Annotated in this window: 13 protein-coding genes; 1 reads left to right on the top strand and 12 read right to left on the bottom strand. The window is 66.4% G+C overall.

What is annotated here, in order from left to right; all coding sequences use genetic code 11:
• Positions 1-159 precede the first annotated feature (159 nt).
• From KVP10_RS10310 to KVP10_RS10280, 7 genes are all read right to left on the bottom strand, one after another.
• Positions 160-444, bottom strand: a complete 285-nt coding sequence (locus KVP10_RS10310) for a DUF1330 domain-containing protein (protein WP_217964451.1) — start codon at positions 442-444, stop codon at positions 160-162.
• Between the two features lie 66 nt (positions 445-510).
• The gene (gene kdsA, locus KVP10_RS10305; RefSeq protein ID WP_217964450.1) at positions 511-1,365 is read right to left on the bottom strand and encodes a 3-deoxy-8-phosphooctulonate synthase; all 855 of its coding nucleotides are present in this window, start codon (positions 1,363-1,365) and stop codon (positions 511-513) included.
• A gap of 85 nt (positions 1,366-1,450) precedes the next feature.
• A complete protein-coding gene (pyrG, locus tag KVP10_RS10300; RefSeq protein ID WP_217964449.1) occupies positions 1,451-3,112 on the bottom strand; it encodes a CTP synthase in 1,662 nt (553 codons plus the stop codon).
• 275 nt (positions 3,113-3,387) lie between these two features.
• Positions 3,388-5,265: a M24 family metallopeptidase gene (locus KVP10_RS10295; protein ID WP_217964550.1), complete on the bottom strand. Its 1,878-nt coding sequence runs from the start codon at positions 5,263-5,265 to the stop codon at positions 3,388-3,390.
• 107 nt (positions 5,266-5,372) lie between these two features.
• Positions 5,373-6,026 (bottom strand): CoA transferase subunit B, encoded by a 654-nt coding sequence (locus KVP10_RS10290; RefSeq protein ID WP_217964448.1) that lies wholly within the window; start codon positions 6,024-6,026, stop codon positions 5,373-5,375.
• A 12-nt stretch (positions 6,027-6,038) separates the two neighbouring features.
• Positions 6,039-6,737, bottom strand: a complete 699-nt coding sequence (locus KVP10_RS10285) for a CoA transferase subunit A (protein WP_217964447.1) — start codon at positions 6,735-6,737, stop codon at positions 6,039-6,041.
• 159 nt (positions 6,738-6,896) lie between these two features.
• Positions 6,897-7,334 (bottom strand): acyl-CoA thioesterase, encoded by a 438-nt coding sequence (locus KVP10_RS10280; protein WP_217964446.1) that lies wholly within the window; start codon positions 7,332-7,334, stop codon positions 6,897-6,899.
• A 392-nt stretch (positions 7,335-7,726) separates the two neighbouring features.
• On the opposite strand from KVP10_RS10280, the gene KVP10_RS10275 reads away from it, so the two are divergent.
• Positions 7,727-9,373 (top strand): electron transfer flavoprotein-ubiquinone oxidoreductase, encoded by a 1,647-nt coding sequence (locus tag KVP10_RS10275; protein ID WP_217964445.1) that lies wholly within the window; start codon positions 7,727-7,729, stop codon positions 9,371-9,373.
• Positions 9,374-9,514: 141 nt separating this feature from the next.
• Here KVP10_RS10275 and KVP10_RS10270 read toward each other — a convergent pair whose 3' ends face one another.
• The 5 genes from KVP10_RS10270 to KVP10_RS10250 all read right to left on the bottom strand — a co-directional run bounded on the left by KVP10_RS10270 (position 9,515) and on the right by KVP10_RS10250 (position 16,504).
• On the bottom strand, positions 9,515-10,399 hold the full coding sequence (locus KVP10_RS10270; protein WP_343218719.1) for a DMT family transporter: 885 nt from the start codon (positions 10,397-10,399) through the stop codon (positions 9,515-9,517).
• Between the two features lie 235 nt (positions 10,400-10,634).
• Entirely contained in the window at positions 10,635-12,614 is a 1,980-nt protein-coding gene (acs, locus tag KVP10_RS10265) for an acetate--CoA ligase (protein ID WP_217964444.1), read from the bottom strand.
• Positions 12,615-12,849: 235 nt separating this feature from the next.
• Complete coding sequence (locus tag KVP10_RS10260) at positions 12,850-14,202, bottom strand: MFS transporter (protein WP_217964443.1); 1,353 nt, start codon at positions 14,200-14,202, stop codon at positions 12,850-12,852.
• Positions 14,199-14,606, bottom strand: a complete 408-nt coding sequence (locus KVP10_RS10255) for a GlcG/HbpS family heme-binding protein (protein ID WP_217964442.1) — start codon at positions 14,604-14,606, stop codon at positions 14,199-14,201. The genes KVP10_RS10260 and KVP10_RS10255 overlap by 4 nt, the downstream gene beginning before the upstream one ends.
• Positions 14,603-16,504 carry a propionate--CoA ligase gene (locus KVP10_RS10250; RefSeq protein WP_217964441.1) on the bottom strand — a complete coding sequence of 634 codons (1,902 nt, stop codon included), beginning with the start codon at positions 16,502-16,504 and terminating at the stop codon, positions 14,603-14,605. Before KVP10_RS10250 ends, KVP10_RS10255 begins: the two co-directional genes overlap by 4 nt.
• Between the last annotated feature and the right edge of the window lie 137 nt (positions 16,505-16,641).

Below are 16,641 nucleotides of genomic sequence, written 5' to 3'. Positions count from 1 at the left end.
CCAGCGGAGAGAATGGGGTATCTCCTGGAGGTGAGTGGGTCATCGAACCGGAAGGAGGTACCCCGTTCTAGGCCGCGTCACAAGAACCGTGCCCTTCGACGAACCAAGAATCAAGACCAAGAAGCAGCCACCCGGCACAGGCCCCCGAAGGCCCGGTCGTCAGGCCCCTTCAACTACGTACATCGTCATCACCGCCGCGCCTTCCCGCACATTGCGCGCCCGGCGATACTGCCAGGAATTGTAGAAAGCCTTGGCCGCGGCCATGGACCGGAACTCCAGCACCACCGTACGCGCCGGCGTCTCGCCTTCCAGCCCCAGGGTCTTGCCGCCGCGAACCAGCACCTTCGCGTCCGCCGCCCGCATCGCCAGCGACGAAAAACGCTTGTACTCCTCGTACTTCTCGGGCTTGGTCACATCCACATTGGCAATCAAATACGCAGTCACATATATCTCCCAGTCACATATATCTGCTTGGCGTCGCCCGGGCGGCCTCGAGCCCGCATCCGGCAATCACTCGAAATCAGTCTCGATGAACCCGTGACGCTTCACACTGCGGTCGATATCCACCAACGAGCGCAACAACGCCTCCATGTGATGCAAGGGTACCGCATTCGGGCCATCGGACAGCGCCTCGCACGGATTCGGGTGCGTTTCCATGAACACCCCCGCCACGCCCGCCGCCACCGCCGACCGCGCCAGCACCGGTACGAACTCGCGCTGCCCGCCCGACGACGTGCCCTGCCCGCCCGGCAACTGCACCGAATGCGTCGCATCGAACACCACCGGGCAGCCCGTCTCGCGCATGATCGCCAGCGAACGCATGTCGGACACCAGATTGTTGTAGCCGAACGAAGCGCCGCGCTCGCACACCAGGATATTGCTGCCGTCGCCGCCGGCCTCGATCGCCGCGTTGCGCGCCTTGGCGACCACTTGCAGCATATCGTGCGGCGCCAGGAACTGTCCTTTCTTGATATTGACCGGCTTCAGGCTCGCCGCGCAGGCGTGGATGAAATCGGTCTGGCGGCACAGGAACGCCGGCGTCTGCAGCACGTCCACCGCGGCAGCCACCTCCGATATCTGCCCGGTCTCGTGCACATCGGTCAGCACCGGCACGCCCAGTTGCGCCCGCACATCGGCCAGGATCTGCAAGCCCGCGGCCATTCCGGGGCCGCGATAAGAGCGGTCCGAACTGCGGTTGGCCTTGTCGAAAGAACTCTTGTAGATGAAAGGAATGCCCAGCCGGCTCGTGATTTCCTGCAGGCGCCCGGCCGTGTCGAAGGCCATCTGGCGCGACTCCACCACGCAAGGCCCGGCGATCAGGAAGAACGGCTGGTTCAGGCCCGCCTCGAAATTGCACAGTCTCATGAACATATACCTCGTCGTGGATGCTGCCCGGCGCGACGGCGCGGGCCCGTCGAGCCCTTCGCGCCGCGCACGGGCCCGCCGGGCCTCAGGCGGCCTGGATCTTGCGCTCGCGCTGCGCCTGGCAGGCGATCGCCGCCCGGATATAGCTCGAGAACAGCGGATGGCCGTCGCGCGGCGTCGAGGTGAATTCCGGGTGGAACTGCACCCCCATGAACCAGGGGTGCGCGGGGAGTTCCATCATCTCGGGCAGGTTCTCGGTAGGAGTGCGCGCGCTGATCACCATGCCCGCCTCTTCGAGGCGCGGGACATATACATTGTTCACTTCATAGCGGTGGCGATGGCGCTCGTTGACTTCGCTGCCGTAGATTTCGTAGGCGCGCGTGCCCGGCTTGACGGGACAGCGCTGTGCGCCCTTGCGCATCGTGCCGCCCAGGTCCGAGCTGGCATCGCGTTTTTCGACCTGCCCTTCGCGGTCGCGCCATTCCGTGATCAGCGCCACCACAGGGTGCGGCGTGGAGGGATCGAATTCCGTGCTGTTGGCCCCGCCCAGCTTGGCCACATCGCGGGCGAACTCGATGACCGCGAGCTGCATGCCCAGGCAGATGCCCAGGTACGGCACGCCGTGCTCGCGCGCATAGCGGATCGCCGCGATCTTGCCCTCGGTGCCGCGCTTGCCGAAACCGCCCGGCACCAGTATGGCGTCCAGGTGTTCCAGGCAGCCGGTGCCCTGTTCCTCGATCGATTCGGAGTCCAGGTATTCCACCACCACCCGCGAGCGCGTATGTATGCCCGCATGCACCAGCGCCTCGGTCAGCGACTTATAAGATTCGGTCAGGTCGACATACTTGCCCACCATGCCGATGCGCACCTCGTGCTCGGGATGCTCGAGCGCATCGACCAGCCTGTCCCACATCGTCAGGTCGGCCGGCGGCGGCGTGATCGCCAGCGCGTCGCAGACCAGGTTGTCCAGCCCCTGCTTGTGCAGCATGGCCGGGATCTTGTAGATCGAATCGGCGTCCCACACCGAGATGACCGCGTCCAGCGGCACGTTCGAAAACAGCGAGATCTTGGCGCGCTCGTCGTCGGGAATCGGACGGTCGGCGCGGCACAGCAGCGCATTCGGATAAATGCCGATCTCGCGCAGCTTCTGCACCGAGTGCTGCGTGGGCTTGGTCTTGAGCTCGCCCGCCGAGGCGATGTAGGGCACCAGCGTCAGGTGCACGAACGCGGCGTTGTTGCGGCCCAGGCGCAGGCTCATTTGCCTGGCTGCCTCGAGGAACGGCAGCGACTCGATGTCGCCCACCGTACCGCCGATTTCCACGATCGCCACATCGGTATTGCCGTCCCAGGCCGACTTGGCCCCGCGCGCCACGAAATCCTGGATTTCGTTGGTGATATGCGGGATCACCTGCACCGTCTTGCCCAGATAATCGCCGCGGCGCTCTTTGCGCAGCACCGATTCGTAGATCTGCCCGGTGGTGAAATTGTTGACCTTGCGCATGCGCGAGGAAATGAAGCGCTCGTAGTGGCCCAGGTCGAGATCGGTTTCAGCGCCGTCCTCGGTGACGAATACCTCGCCGTGCTGGAACGGGCTCATGGTGCCCGGATCGACGTTGATGTAGGGATCCAGCTTCAGCAGAGTGACCCGCAAGCCGCGGGACTCCAGGATGGCGGCAAGAGAAGCGGCGGCGATGCCTTTTCCCAGGGAAGACACCACGCCGCCGGTTACAAATACGTATTTGGTCATTGTGATTCGTGTCCGGGGCCGCCGGACATCAGCAGGAAATTTGGATTATAGCCGGGACGCCCGGGTCCTCGCCGCCCGCGCCGGGACGCCCCGCCGCTCCGGGGCCCGGGCTGCGGCGGGCGCATTTCGCCGCGCCGCAAGGTGCACAAGCACGGCGCGGCCGCCGATCGACAGCCTGCCCGCGCCCGGCGATCCGGCCCCAGGCCGGCTCCCCATCTACCGCCTACCGCCACCGCCTATCGCATGCCGACTTCCACACACGCGGCCGCGACCCTTCAGAGCGGCCCGGTCGAGTCTTCCAGCCATTGGCGCGCCGCCCCCTGCACGCGCGGCAGCAGGCGCTCGCGCACCTCGGCGTGGTAGGCATCCAGCCACGCGACCTCGCCCGCTTCGAGCAAGTCGCACTCGATGCAGCGCCGGTCCATGGGGCACAGAGTCAGGGTCTCGAAACCCAGGAACTCGCCGAACTCGGTCTGCGCCGCGGGGCGGTTGGCCACCAGGTTCTCGATGCGTATGCCCCAGCGTCCGGGCCGGTACAGGCCCGGCTCGTTCGAGGTGATCATGCCCGGCTCCATGCCCATGTGGGGATTGACCGGCGTACGGTACGAAATCGCCTGCGGCCCTTCGTGCACGTTCAGGAAATAGCCCACGCCGTGGCCCGTGCCATGCCCGTATTCCACGCCCGCCTGCCAGATCGGCAGCCGCGCGATGGCGTCTATCATGGGCGCCGGCGTGCCGCGCGGGAACACCGCGCGCGACAGCGCGATCATGCCCTTGAGCACCACCGTGTAGTCGCGACGCTGCTCGAGGCTGGGGCTGCCCACCGCCACCACGCGGGTGATGTCGGTGGTGCCGCCCTTGTACTGCCCCCCCGAATCGATCAGCAAGAGCCCGTCGCCGCGTATTTCCGCATGCGAGGCTTCGGTGGCGTGATAGTGAGGCATGGCGCCGTTGGCGTTGTAGGCGGCGATCGTGCCGAAGCTCGGGCAGACGAAGTCCGGCTGGCGCGCGCGCGCCGCGCAAATGCGCTCGTCCACCGTCAGCTCGGTAATAGTTTCGCCGCTTGCGCGCGCCGCCTCGAACCAGGCGAAGAACTCGCACAGCGCAGCGCCGTCTTGTTCCATGGATTCGCGCACATGCGCCAATTCCGCATCGGTCTTGCGCGACTTGAGCAACTGCGAGGGATTGATCGCCTCGACGCGATCGGCATAGGCCGCGGCCGCCAGCACGCCTATCGTGGTGCGCGCCGGGTCGACCAGCAGCGCCTGCCCTTGCGCCAGCCCCGCCAGGGCAGCGCCCGCGGCGTCGTAAGGCTGCACGTCCACGCCGTCGCGACGCAGCACCGCGCGCAGGTTCGCATCGATCTTGTCCTTGCCGCCCTGGCCGGAATCGCCTCGGCTCGACCCGACGAACAGGCAGGCCGTGTCGCGCCCCACCAGCGCATGCGCAACGAACACCGGGTTGTACGACACGTCGCTGCCGCGCAAGTTGAACAGCCACGCGATATCGTCCAGCGACGAGATCCAGTGCCAGTCCGCCCCGTGCGCACCCATGGCCGCGCGCACCGCGCGCAGATTCTCGGCGCGCGTGCGGCAGGCATAGGGAGGCAGGTGTTCGTATACGGGCTGCTGCGGCAGCCCGGCTCGATCGGCCCAGATCGAGCCCACCAAATCGCGATCCATGGCCAGCGCAATGCCGCGCCCGCCCAGTTCCGCTTGCCACTGCCTGTGCGCCCTCACGCTGATCACCTGGCCGTCGGCAGCGACCTTGCTGCCCGAAGGCAGTTGCCCCGCCAGCCAGTCGATGAAACTCGGCACACCCTCGGCGCCGGCGCGCATGGTCTTTATGCCGGTGCCGGCCAGATCGTGTTCGGCCTGTTCCCAGTAGCGGCTGTCGGTCCACAGGCCTGCGAACTGCGCCGTCACCACCAGCGTACCGGCCGAGCCGTCGAAGCCGCTCAGCCAGCTGCGCGCCTGCCAGTGTTCGGGCAGGTATTCGGACGAATGGGGATCGGACGAGGGCACGATGCACGCATCGACCCGCTGCGCCGCCATCGCCGCGCGCAGGGCGGCAATGCGGTCGGCGTATACGGAACTGGCCACGATAATATTCCTCAAGAAAAAGCCGCGCCCTCGCGGAGAGGGCACGGCCATCATACAACGCGCTGCGAGGCGCTGCCGCCGGGGCACCCGCCAAGCGCGGACGGGCGCAGGCCTGGCCCAAGGCGGGCAGGCCTGCGCCTGCGCCGCCGCGGGCACAGCTAGGCCACCGCCGAGACGTCCAGCTTGGCCCCCGTCTTGGCCTGTATCTCGGCCACGGTGACGCCGGGCGCCAGTTCCTTGAGCTTCAGGCCGTCGGGCGTGACTTCCATCACCCCCAGGTCGGTGATGACCAGGTCGACCACGCCCACGCCGGTCAGCGGCAGCGTGCATTCGGGCAGCAGCTTCAGGTCTTCGGTGCCGTCTTTCTTGCGCGCCACGTGCTCCATCAGCACCACCACCTTGCCGACGCCGGCCACGAGGTCCATGGCGCCGCCCATGCCCTTGATCATCTTGCCCGGGATCATCCAGTTGGCCAGGTCGCCCTTTTGCGACACCTGCATGGCGCCAAGGATGGCCAGGTTGATCTTGCCGCCGCGTATCATGGCGAACGAATCGGCCGAAGCGAAGATCGAAGAGCCCGGCAGCGTGGTGACTGTCTGCTTGCCGGCGTTGATCAGGTCGGCGTCGATTTCGGCTTCGGTGGGGAAAGGCCCGATGCCCAACAGGCCGTTTTCGGATTGCAGCCATACCTCGACGCCCGGAGGCACGTGGTTGGCCACCAGCGTGGGCAGGCCTATGCCCAGGTTGACGTAAAAGCCGTCCTGCAGTTCACGTGCGGCGCGCGCCGCCATTTCGTCACGAGTCCATGCCATGGTCAGATCTCCTCAGGCGTTGCGCACGGTGCGTTGTTCGATGCGTTTCTCGGGGTGGGCGTTGACCACGATCCGGTGCACGTAGATGCCGGGCAGGTGCACGGCATCGGGGTCGATGGCGCCGATGTCCACCAGCTTCTCGACCTCGACGATCGTGAGTTTGCCCGCCATGGCCACGTTCGGATTGAAGTTGCGCGCGGTCTTGCGAAACACCAGGTTGCCGCTGCGGTCTGCCATATAGGCCTTGACCAGCGACACATCGGGCACCAGCGAGCGTTCCATCACGTACTTTTCGCCATCGAATTCGCGGATTTCCTTGCCGTCCGCCACCACCGTGCCCACGCCGGTGCGCGTGAAGAACGCCGGGATGCCGGCGCCGCCGGCGCGCAGCTTCTCGGCCAGCGTGCCCTGCGGGGTGAATTCCAGCTCGAGCTCGCCGGCCAGGTACTGGCGTTCGAATTCTTTATTCTCGCCCACGTAAGAGGCGATCATCTTCTTGACCTGGCGCGTATTGAGCAACTGGCCCAGGCCGAAGCCGTCCACGCCCGCATTGTTGCTGATGCAGGTCAGGCCGTGCACGCCGGAATCCCTCAGGGCCGCGATCAGCGCCTCGGGGATGCCGCACAGCCCGAAGCCTCCTACCGCAATGGTCTGGCCGTCGGCGACTACGCCTTTGAGTGCTTCTTCGGCACTTGCATAGACTTTTTCCATTACCTTGATCCTTTTTGAAAATAAAAAGTACTCACCTCGAAATTCCCGGGCCGGCGCGCCGGTTCGCGCCGCACGGCGCCGCAAGAAGCGCGGCGCCCGAAACCCTGCGGGTCGCCGCCAGCCCTTCCTGCCTATTCATTTCATATATTCATTGCCCATTCAGGCCAGGGTGCGCGCGAACGAGGCCAGTTCGTCGGCGCTCCAGGGCAGCGACTTGCCGCTGGCCGAGTCGGTGCCGACCAGCACCTCGCGCCCCTGGGCATAGGCCACCCCCGGCTCATGCTCGCACTCTATCAGTATGTCGAATTCCATGCTGGAGCGGCCGACCCGCGCCAGCTTCATGGTCACTACCGCCGTGGCCGGATACAGCATGGGCTTGAGGAAATCCAGCGAAGCGTGCGCCAGCACCATCACGCGGGCCGAAGGCAGCACGATGCCGACGCGCTCGAACAGGCGGATGCGCGTCTCTTCCAGGTAGCGGAAATACAGCGTGTTGTTGACGTGGTTCAGCGCATCCAGGTCGCCCCAGCGCACCGGCATCGCGTAGCGGAACATGGCGCCTACGCGCGGCGTGGCCGAAGAATCTGCAGTCTGCATGGATTGCCCTTCCTCCTGGTATGCATTGCGCGGGATATGCGGCGGCTGCGCCGCCGGCGCTCCGGTCCCGCGCCCGAATCAAGTATAACGGCTCGCCATGGGCGTCCGAATGTCGTTTGACCGGTCCAGGAATTCAAGCGCCATTGCCGCCTGGGGCGGGCGCCACGTTTTTCTTTGCGCCGCGCGGCCGATCCTGCAGTACCAGCGCCCGCGGGCCGCGCGAGGCTCCGGCAATTGCCGGACCGCTGCCCGGGCGGCGCGGCGGCCGCCCGGACTGCAATACAATGGCCCCAACAAGGTTCGCCGGGGTGGGCCGCGGACCTGCCGCGGCCCTGCGCGCCGCGACATATACACGATACCAACGCATACGGAACAAAGGGAGATTGCAACAAATGGCCGAGCGCGAATCGATGGAATACGACGTGGTGATCGTCGGCGGAGGGCCCGCGGGCCTGGCCGCGGCGATACGCCTGAAGCAGTTGGCAGCCGCACAGGGCAAGGAAACCAGTGTGTGCGTGCTGGAAAAAGGCGGCGAAATCGGCGCCCATATTCTGTCGGGCGCGGTCATGGACCCGCAAGCGCTGACCGAGCTCATCCCCGACTGGAAAGAAAAAGGCGCGCCGCTGAACACTCCGGTCACGGAAGACAAATTCCTGTTCCTCACGAGCAAGGGCGCGCGCGCCACGCCCGGCTGGCTGCTGCCGGATTGCTTTCGCAACCACGGCAACTACATCGTGCGGCTGGGCGACTTCACCCGCTGGCTGGGCGAACAGGCCGAGGCGCTCGGCGTCGAGGTCTTTCCGGGCTTCGCCGCCACCGAGATCCTCTACACCGAATCCGGCGCCGTGCGCGGCGTCGCCACCGGCGACATGGGCGTGGCGCGAGACGGCTCGCACACCGCCAGCTACCAGCCCGGCATGGAACTGCATGCCTCCTACACCATCTTCGCCGAGGGCGCGCGCGGCCAGTTGGGCCGCCAGCTCATCGAGCGCTACAAGCTGGACGCCGGACGCGATCCGCAAAGCTACGCGATCGGCATCAAGGAACTCTGGGAAGTCGACCCCGCGCGCTCGCAGCCGGGCCTGGTCGTGCACACCGCGGGCTGGCCGCTGGACGCCGACACCTACGGCGGCTCCTTCCTCTATCACCTGAACGACAACCTGGTGGCCGTGGGCCTGGTGGTGGGGCTGGACTACGCCAACCCCTGGCTGTCTCCCTTCGAAGAATTCCAGCGCTACAAGACGCATCCCGCCATCCGCCCGACCTTCGAGGGCGGCAAGCGCATCGCCTACGGCGCGCGCGCACTCACCGCCGGCGGCCTGCTGTCGCTGCCCAAGCTCTGTTTCCCCGGCGGCGTCATGGTGGGCTGCGAGGCGGGCTTCCTGAACGCCTCGCGCATCAAGGGCAGCCACGCCGCCATCAAGACCGGCGCGCTGGCCGCCGAAGCCGCCTTCGAGGCCCTGCAGGTCGGCCGCAGCCAGGACGAACTCCTGGCCTACCCGGCCGCGTTCGAGCGGTCCTGGCTCTACCCCGAGCTGAACAAGGCGCGCAATTTCAAGCAATGGTTCAAGAAGGGCCGCACCGTCGGCACGCTCATGACCGGCATCGAGCAATGGCTGCTCAAGGGCCGCATGCCCTGGACCCTGCACCGCCGCAAGCCCGACTACGCCAGCCTGAAGCCGGCGGCCGAATGCGCCCGCATCGACTATCCCAAGCCCGACGGCAAGCTGACCTTCGACCGCCTGAGCTCGGTGTTCATTTCCAATACCAACCACGACGAGAACGAGCCCATCCACCTGACGCTGAAAGACCCCAGCGTGCCGGTAAAGGTCAACCTCGCCCGCTACGGCGGCCCCGAGGCGCGCTACTGTCCGGCGGGGGTATACGAATTCGTCAAGACCGAAACCGGCGACGATCGCCTGCAGATCAACGCACAGAACTGCGTGCACTGCAAGACCTGCGACATCAAGGACCCCACCCAGAACATCGTGTGGGTCGCCCCTCAAGGCGGCGAAGGTCCGGTCTACAACGGCATGTAAGCAACAGCGCCGCGGCGCGCGGCACTGGCCGGGCCAGGCCGCCGCCGGCGGGCAGCCCACGGGCGGCTCTCGCGGCATGCCGCGGCAGCAAATTTCCGGAAATTTTTTGGCGGGAGCGGACGTGGGTGCGCGTGCGCGGCCTCAGCGCGCCGCGCGCGACGGCGCCAAAGTCACCACGACCAGGCCCGCCATCATGAGGGCGGCGCCGCTGATGTCCAGCGCCGTCGGGTGTTCGTTCAGCAGCAGCCAGGCCAGTATGATGGTCAGCACCGGCACCCCCAGCGCGGACATGCCGGCAACGGTGGCGCTGACACGCCGCACCACCGACATCCATAGCGCCCAGCCCACCGCCGAGGCCAGCACGCCCATATACAGCAGGCCCAGCACCAGTTGCGCGCCCCACTGGGGCGATATCTGCGGCATCCACAAGGCCAGGGGCAGCGTGAACAGCGCGCCCAGCAGCATCTGCCAGGCCGTCAGCGTCATCACATTGACCTTGTGGCGCAGGAACAGGCGCTTGGACAGCACCACCCCTACCCCCCAGCTCGCGCCTCCCGCCAGGGCCAGCAGCGAACTGAGTATCCCGCCCAGCCCGCGCCAGGGCGCGATCACGCACACCAGCCCCGCCGCCGCCAATACGAAACCGATCATGTGCGCAAGCGCTGGCCGTTCGCCCAGCAGCGCCCAGGCAAACAGCAGCACCCAGAAAGGCATGGTGTAGGACAGCATCACCACGTGGCCTGCGCCCCCCGCCACCAGCGCGAATTGCGCCAGGCACTGGAAAGCAGTGGTCTGAAATACCGCCGTGCCCACGGTCAGCCAGAAAGGCGGACAGCGCAGCGGCTGGCGCAACACCAGCAATATGGCCAGCAGCGCCAGGAACCCTATCGCGTAGCGCAGCGCCACGAGATCGAACGGGCCGATCAGATGCGACAACTGCTTCATCACCACCCAACTGAAGCTCCACAGCAATACAGTGAGCCCCATCAGCGCAAAGGCCGAGCGGTCCGGCGAATTCGGTCCCAACAAAATCCCCTAGAAGTGGAGCATGGCGGCGGCGCACGGCGGCAGCCACAGCCGGCTTCGCCGGCGAGGCCGCCATGCGGGCGCAAGACTGGCCATACGGGCCCACGGCCGGCGCGAAAGAGGATCTACTATAACCCGCACCCCCGGGCGCAAACACGGCTTTCTGTTGCCGCTTTCCGTTCCAAACGACGACGGCCCGCCTGGGGCGGGCCGTTGCCTTGCGCCTGAATCCGTATTACACGGACTGCGACAACTGCTGGAGTATGGCCGGATTCTCGAGCGTGGAGACGTCCTGGGTGATTTCTTCTCCCTTGGCTACCACGCGCAACAAGCGCCGCATGATCTTGCCCGAACGTGTCTTGGGCAGGTTCTCGCCGAAGCGGATGTCCTTGGGCTTGGCGATGGGGCCGATTTCCTTGCTTACCCAGTCGCGCAACTGCTTGGCGATCTCCATGGCTTCCTCGCGCTCGGGCAGCGAACGCTTGAGCACCACGAAGGCCACCAGCGCCTCGCCGGTGGTGTCGTCGGGCCGGCCGACCACGGCCGCCTCGGCCACCAGTTCGTGGGCCACCAGGACCGACTCGACTTCCATCGTGCCCAGGCGGTGCCCCGACACGTTGAGCACGTCGTCGATGCGGCCCATGATCCAGAAATACCCGTCGGTGTCGCGCTGCGCGCCGTCGCCGGCCAGGTACCAGCCCTTGAGCTCGGGCGGGAAATACGACTTCTTGAAGCGTTCCGGGTCGCCCCAGATGGTGCGCACCATGGACGGCCACGGGCGCTTGATGACCAAGAAGCCACCCTTGCCGCGTTCGACTTCTTCGCCGGTTTCGTCCACCACCGCCGCCGCGATGCCCGGCAGCGGCAGCGTGCACGAGCCCGGCTTGAGCGGCGTGGCGCCGGGCAGCGGCGTGATCATGTGCGCGCCCGTTTCGGTCTGCCACCAGGTGTCCAGCACCGGGCAGCGCTCGCCCCCCACCTGGGTGTAGTACCACATCCAGGCCTCGGGATTGATGGGCTCGCCCACCGAGCCCAGGATGCGCAAGCTGCGCAGATCGTATTCGCGCGGATGCACCGTCGGGGTGGACTCGGCCAGCTTGATCAGCGAACGTATGGCCGTGGGCGCGGTGTAGAACACCGTGACCTTGTGGCGCTGGATCATGTCCCAGAAGCGGCCGGCATCGGGATAGGTGGGCACGCCCTCGAACACCACCTGCGTCAGGCCCGCCGCCAGCGGCCCGTAGGTGATGTAGGTGTGCCCGGTGACCCAGCCCACGTCCGCCGTGCACCAGTAGACGTCGCTGTCCTTGGCGTCGAAAGTCCATTTCATGGTCATGAGCGACCACAGCAGGTAGCCCGCGGTGGAATGCTGCACGCCCTTGGGCTTGCCGGTGGACCCCGAGGTATAGAGGATGAACAGCGGATGCTCGCCGGACAGGGACACCGGCTCGCAGGTTTGCGCCTGGCCGGCGCAGACTTCGTGCATCCACAGGTCGCGGCCGGCCTTCCAGGCGACCTCGCTGCCGGTGCGGCGATAGACGATGACCTTGCTTACCGTCTCGCAGCCGCCGAAGCCGAGCGCTTCGTCCACGGCCGGCTTGAGCGGGATTTTCTTGCCGCCGCGCACCTGCTCGTCGGCCGTGATGACCAGGACCGCCTGGACGTCGACGATGCGCTCGTGCAGGCTCTTGGACGAAAAGCCGCCGAACACCACCGAATGGATGATGCCCAGGCGCGCGCAGGCCTGCATGGCCACCACTGCCTCGACCGACATCGGCATGTAGATCACCGCGCGCTGCCCGGCCTCATAGCCCAGCGCCTTCAGGCCGTTGGCGAATTCGCAGACGCGCGCGTGCAACTGCCTGTAGGTGACGTGCTCGACCTTGCCGTCGTCAGCCTCGAAAATAAGGGCGACCTTGTCGGCAACCGGAGTATTCAGGTGGCGGTCCAGGCAGTTGGCCGAGACATTCATCTCGCCGTCGGCGTACCAGTGGAAGAAAGGCGCCTCGGATTCATCCAGCGCCCGGGTGAAAGGCTTGGTCCAGACCAGGTTCTCGCGCCCGAGCCGGGTCCAGAACGCCTCGGGGTCCCGGTCGGCCTCGTCGCACAAGGCGCGATAGGCATCCATGCCGGAGATATTGGCGTGCTTGACCAGGTTTTCAAAAGGCGGGAATACGCGATTCTCCACCAGGACGGATTCGATTTCTGTTGTCATGAAGGACTCCTTTCAGGCTCTACTGCTCGATCTCGGTTCAGTTGTTGTTCGTGTCCGCCACGCGTGCCTGCATCTGCCACGCGTCTGCTGGACCTGTTGTGTCCGGTAGCATGCTGCTCGTGTTCAGAGGGGTTACCGATGTGCCGCCGGCCCGGACGGCGGCGCGCGCCGCGCGCGCATCCGCCGATTTCATCGTGGGCACGAACGTCAGAGACTCGACACTAACCGACCTGCCTTACTGAACACTGACAAACTCAGACATAGTATCGCGCTGACGCACCCCTCGGGCAAAATCGACGCGCATCAGCACCAGCAGGCCGGCCACGAAGAACAGGCCCGTGCACAGCAGCGCCGTGCGCTGGTTGCCGCCGGTCAGCCAGGTCACCAGCCCATAGCAGAGCGGGCCGATCACGGCCGACAACTGTATGGCGAAGGTCCAGAGCGAATAGAACTCGGCCAGGCGGTGCTGGGGCGCGAAGGCCCCTGCCATGGCGCGCCCCGCGCTCTGGCTGGTGCCCATGCACAGGCCGGCCAGCGTGGCCGCGATCCAGAACACCCACAGGCTGACCGCCAGGTAGGCGATCAGCACCATCACGATCCAGCCGCACAGCGTCAGGGCCAGGGCCCGCTTGTGGCCGATGCGGTCCTGCACGTGCCCGAACAGGAAGGCGCCGACCGCCGCGGCGATATTCACCACGAACACCAGCATCATGGTCTGCGTCATGGTGAAACCCATGGCCTGCGTGGCATAGACCGCCGACAAGGTGATGACCACGGCGATCCCCGCCTGGTAGCAGGCGCCGCAGAACAGCAGCATGCGGAAATCGGGGAAGTGGCTGCCGGTGTCGCGCCAGGCGGCCAGCAGCCGCCCGAGCAGGCCTTCCAGCGGCTTGTGCGTGGCGACCGCGCGCTCGCGCAGGAACACGAACGACGGCACCGCCGCCACCGCGAAAATCAGCGCGGTCAGCACCATCACCCTGGGCACGTACAGGCTGGCGGGCTCGCCATGCGCCGTGGACCACGACACCAGCGCCAGGCACAGGCCCAGGCTGAGCATGCCGCCGCAATAGCCGAAGCTCCAGCCCCAGCCGGACACGCGCCCCAGCGCATCGGGGCGGGCGATTTCCGGCAAGAAGGCCGCCACCACCGATTCGCCTATGCAATAAAAGTAATTGGACGCCGCCAGCATCACCAGTCCCAGCGCCACGTCGCCCGGCCCGACCAGGCCCAGCAGCAAGGTGCAGGCCACGCAGCCCACCGTGCTCGAGAACAGCAGGCGCCGCTTGCCGGCGCGGGCATCGGCGCGCGCGCCCAGAGTGGGCATGGTCAGCATGATCATGAGGTACGAGAACGACAACGCGCCGGTAAAGGCCAGCGTCCCCCAGGCCTTGCCGGCGGCCACCACGCCCACGAAATAGGCGCTGAATACCGTGGTGAGCACCACGGTGGTGTAGCCCGAATTGGCGAAGTCGTACATGGCCCAGGCCCAGACTTCGCGCCGCGCCACGCCCGGATTGAGCGTGTCGCGAAAGCCGGCCGCGGCGTGGGCCTGGCCGGCCCCGCCTTCTTGCGGGACCGTCTGGCTCATAGGTTCAGGGCGGCAATGCCTGCACGCGCGATCTCGGCGTCTTCGCTGGACTTCACGCCCGACACCCCGACCGCGCCCGCCACCTGGCCCTGCACCAGCACCGGCACGCCGCCCTCGAGCATGCCGTCGATAAACGGCACCGACAGGAAGGAATAGCGGCCGTTGTTGATGATGTCTTCGTAGCCCTTGGACTCGCGCCGCCCCAGCGCGGCGGTGCGCGCCTTGGCCGGCGCGATGTGGGCCGACGCCGGCGCGGCGTCGTCCAGGCGGGACAGGCCCAGCAGGTGGCCGCCATCGTCGACCACCGCGATGGTGACGGCCCAGCTGTGCTCGCGGGCGTGCTTCTCGGCGGCGTCGATGATGGCCCTGACGTCGGCGGCGTTCAATACGGGTTTGGTTTTCATGCAGCGTTGTCCTTGATCGAGTCTCTGATCTGTTCCAGCGCACCGGGATCTTCGATGGTGGTCAGATCGCCCGGATCGCGCCCCTCGCATAATGCCACAATTGCCCGGCGCAGCACCTTGCCCGAACGCGTCTTGGGCAGCGTGCTCACGAAACGGATGCGCGCCGGCCGCGCCACCGCGCCGATGCGCCGCTCTATGACCCGCTTGATGTCGTTTTCGAGTTCGAGCACGCGCTGCGCATCGCCCAGCACCGCAGGGTCCTTGAGCACGGCGAAGCCCACGGCCACCTGCCCCTTGACCGAGTCGGCCACGCCCACCACGGCCGATTCGGCCACGGCGGGATGGCTGTTGAGAGATTCCTCGATCTCGCGCGTGCCCAGGCGATGCCCGGCCACGTTGATCACATCGTCGGTGCGCCCCAGGATGAACCAGTAGCCGTCCTCGTCGTACAGGCCCCAGTCGAAAGTGGAATACAGCATGCGGCCCGGGAAAGACGTGAAATACGTGCGCACGTAGCGCTCGTCATCGCCCCAGATCGTGCTCATGGCGCCCGGAGGCAGCGGCGGCTCGATGGCCACCACCCCCTTCTGGCCCGGGCCCAGGTCTTCGCCGGTGCTCTCGCTGACCACGCGCACGTCGAAGCCGTAGACCGGGAACGAGGGGCTGCCGAACTTCGTCGGCACGTCTTCCACCCCGGGCTGCGCCGACAATATGGGCCAGCCGGTCTCGGTCTGCCAATAATTGTCGATAATGGGCTTGCCCAGGCCTTCCGAGATCCAGTTGGCGGTCGTGTCGTCCAGCGGCTCGCCGGCCAGGTACAGCGCCTTCAGGCTGGACAGGTCGTGCCGCGTGAGCAGCGACGGGTCGAGCTTTTTCAGCACCCGGATGGCGGTCGGCGCCGAGAACATGGCGTTGACGCGATATTTTTCGACCAGCTTCCAGAGGATGGCGCCGTCGGGCCGCGTGGGCAGGCCCTCGTACATGACGGTAGCCTGGCCATTGAGCAGCGGCCCATACACAATATAGGAATGGCCGACCACCCAGCCGATATCGCTGGTGCTCATGTAGACGTCGCCCGGCTTGCCGCCGAATACGTATTCCATCGAGGCGGCCAGGGCCACGGCATAGCCGCCGGTGTCGCGCTGCACGCCCTTGGGGTTGCCGGTGGTCCCCGACGTATAGAGCACATAGCTGGGCTCGGAAGATTCCAGCCATTCGACGGGCTCTTGCGCCCCGTCGTGCCGGGCGCGCAGCGTGGCGTAATCGACATCGCGCCCGGCCACGGCCTCGAAGGGCACCAGGCCGCGATCGACCAGCAGCACTTTGGCGGGCGGATGCGCGCAGGACGCCAGGGCCTGGTCCAGCAGCGGCTTGTAGGCGACGGCCTTGCCCGAGCGCGAGCCCGCGTCGGCCGACACGACCAGCTTGGGCTGCGCGTCGTCGATGCGCTGCGCCAGGTTGTGCGAGGCGAAGCCGCCGAACACTACCGAATGGATGGCGCCGATGCGCGCACAAGCCAGCATGACGAAGGCGGCCTCGGCGATCATGGGCATATAGATCAGCACCCGGTCGCCCTTGCCCACGCCCAGGCCGCGCAGCATGGCCGCCACCGCATTGACTTCGCGCGCCAGGTCGGCGCGGCTGTAGACGATTTCCTTGTCGACCTCGGTGGAGACCCAGATCAGCGCGGGCCGCTCGGGTTCGATCTGCGCCCAGCGGTCCACGGCGTTGTAGCAAAGATTGGTGCGTCCACCCACATACCAGCGCGCAAAAGGCGGGCGGGTATAATCCAGCACCTGGGTGAAAGGCGTCTGCCAATGTATGCGCTGCGCCTCGCGCCGCCAGAATTCGTCGCGCTGCTCGATGGACTGGCGATGGAATTCGCGGACTTTCTGCATGATCGGTCTCCTTGGTTCGAATCCTCGGCCGGCTTGCGGCCCGGCTGTTTTCCGCCATCGAGGCGCGGGCTACCGCGATCACATCGATTGGTAAAATCCTCGCTTTACCTGATGGTTAATATTAGTTAAACTCGGTC

The sequence above is a fragment of the Candidimonas humi genome (genome assembly GCF_019166065.1).
In the GTDB taxonomy this organism is placed as follows: domain Bacteria; phylum Pseudomonadota; class Gammaproteobacteria; order Burkholderiales; family Burkholderiaceae_B; genus Candidimonas; species Candidimonas humi.
Note: the sequence above shows the minus strand (reverse complement) of the source record. Positions and strands in the feature narration are given on the sequence as shown.

Coding starts and splice junctions, on each gene's coding strand:
- kdsA (WP_217964450.1), bottom strand. CDS start 1,365: ATGAGACTGTGCAATTTCGAGGCGGGCCTGAACCAGCCGTTCTTCCTG.
- pyrG (WP_217964449.1), bottom strand. CDS start 3,112: ATGACCAAATACGTATTTGTAACCGGCGGCGTGGTGTCTTCCCTGGGA.
- KVP10_RS10295 (WP_217964550.1), bottom strand. CDS start 5,265: ATGGCCGTGCCCTCTCCGCGAGGGCGCGGCTTTTTCTTGAGGAATATT.
- KVP10_RS10290 (WP_217964448.1), bottom strand. CDS start 6,026: ATGGCATGGACTCGTGACGAAATGGCGGCGCGCGCCGCACGTGAACTG.
- KVP10_RS10285 (WP_217964447.1), bottom strand. CDS start 6,737: ATGGAAAAAGTCTATGCAAGTGCCGAAGAAGCACTCAAAGGCGTAGTC.
- KVP10_RS10280 (WP_217964446.1), bottom strand. CDS start 7,334: ATGCAGACTGCAGATTCTTCGGCCACGCCGCGCGTAGGCGCCATGTTC.
- KVP10_RS10275 (WP_217964445.1), top strand. CDS start 7,727: ATGGCCGAGCGCGAATCGATGGAATACGACGTGGTGATCGTCGGCGGA.
- acs (WP_217964444.1), bottom strand. CDS start 12,614: ATGACAACAGAAATCGAATCCGTCCTGGTGGAGAATCGCGTATTCCCG.
- KVP10_RS10260 (WP_217964443.1), bottom strand. CDS start 14,202: ATGAGCCAGACGGTCCCGCAAGAAGGCGGGGCCGGCCAGGCCCACGCC.
- KVP10_RS10255 (WP_217964442.1), bottom strand. CDS start 14,606: ATGAAAACCAAACCCGTATTGAACGCCGCCGACGTCAGGGCCATCATC.
- KVP10_RS10250 (WP_217964441.1), bottom strand. CDS start 16,504: ATGCAGAAAGTCCGCGAATTCCATCGCCAGTCCATCGAGCAGCGCGAC.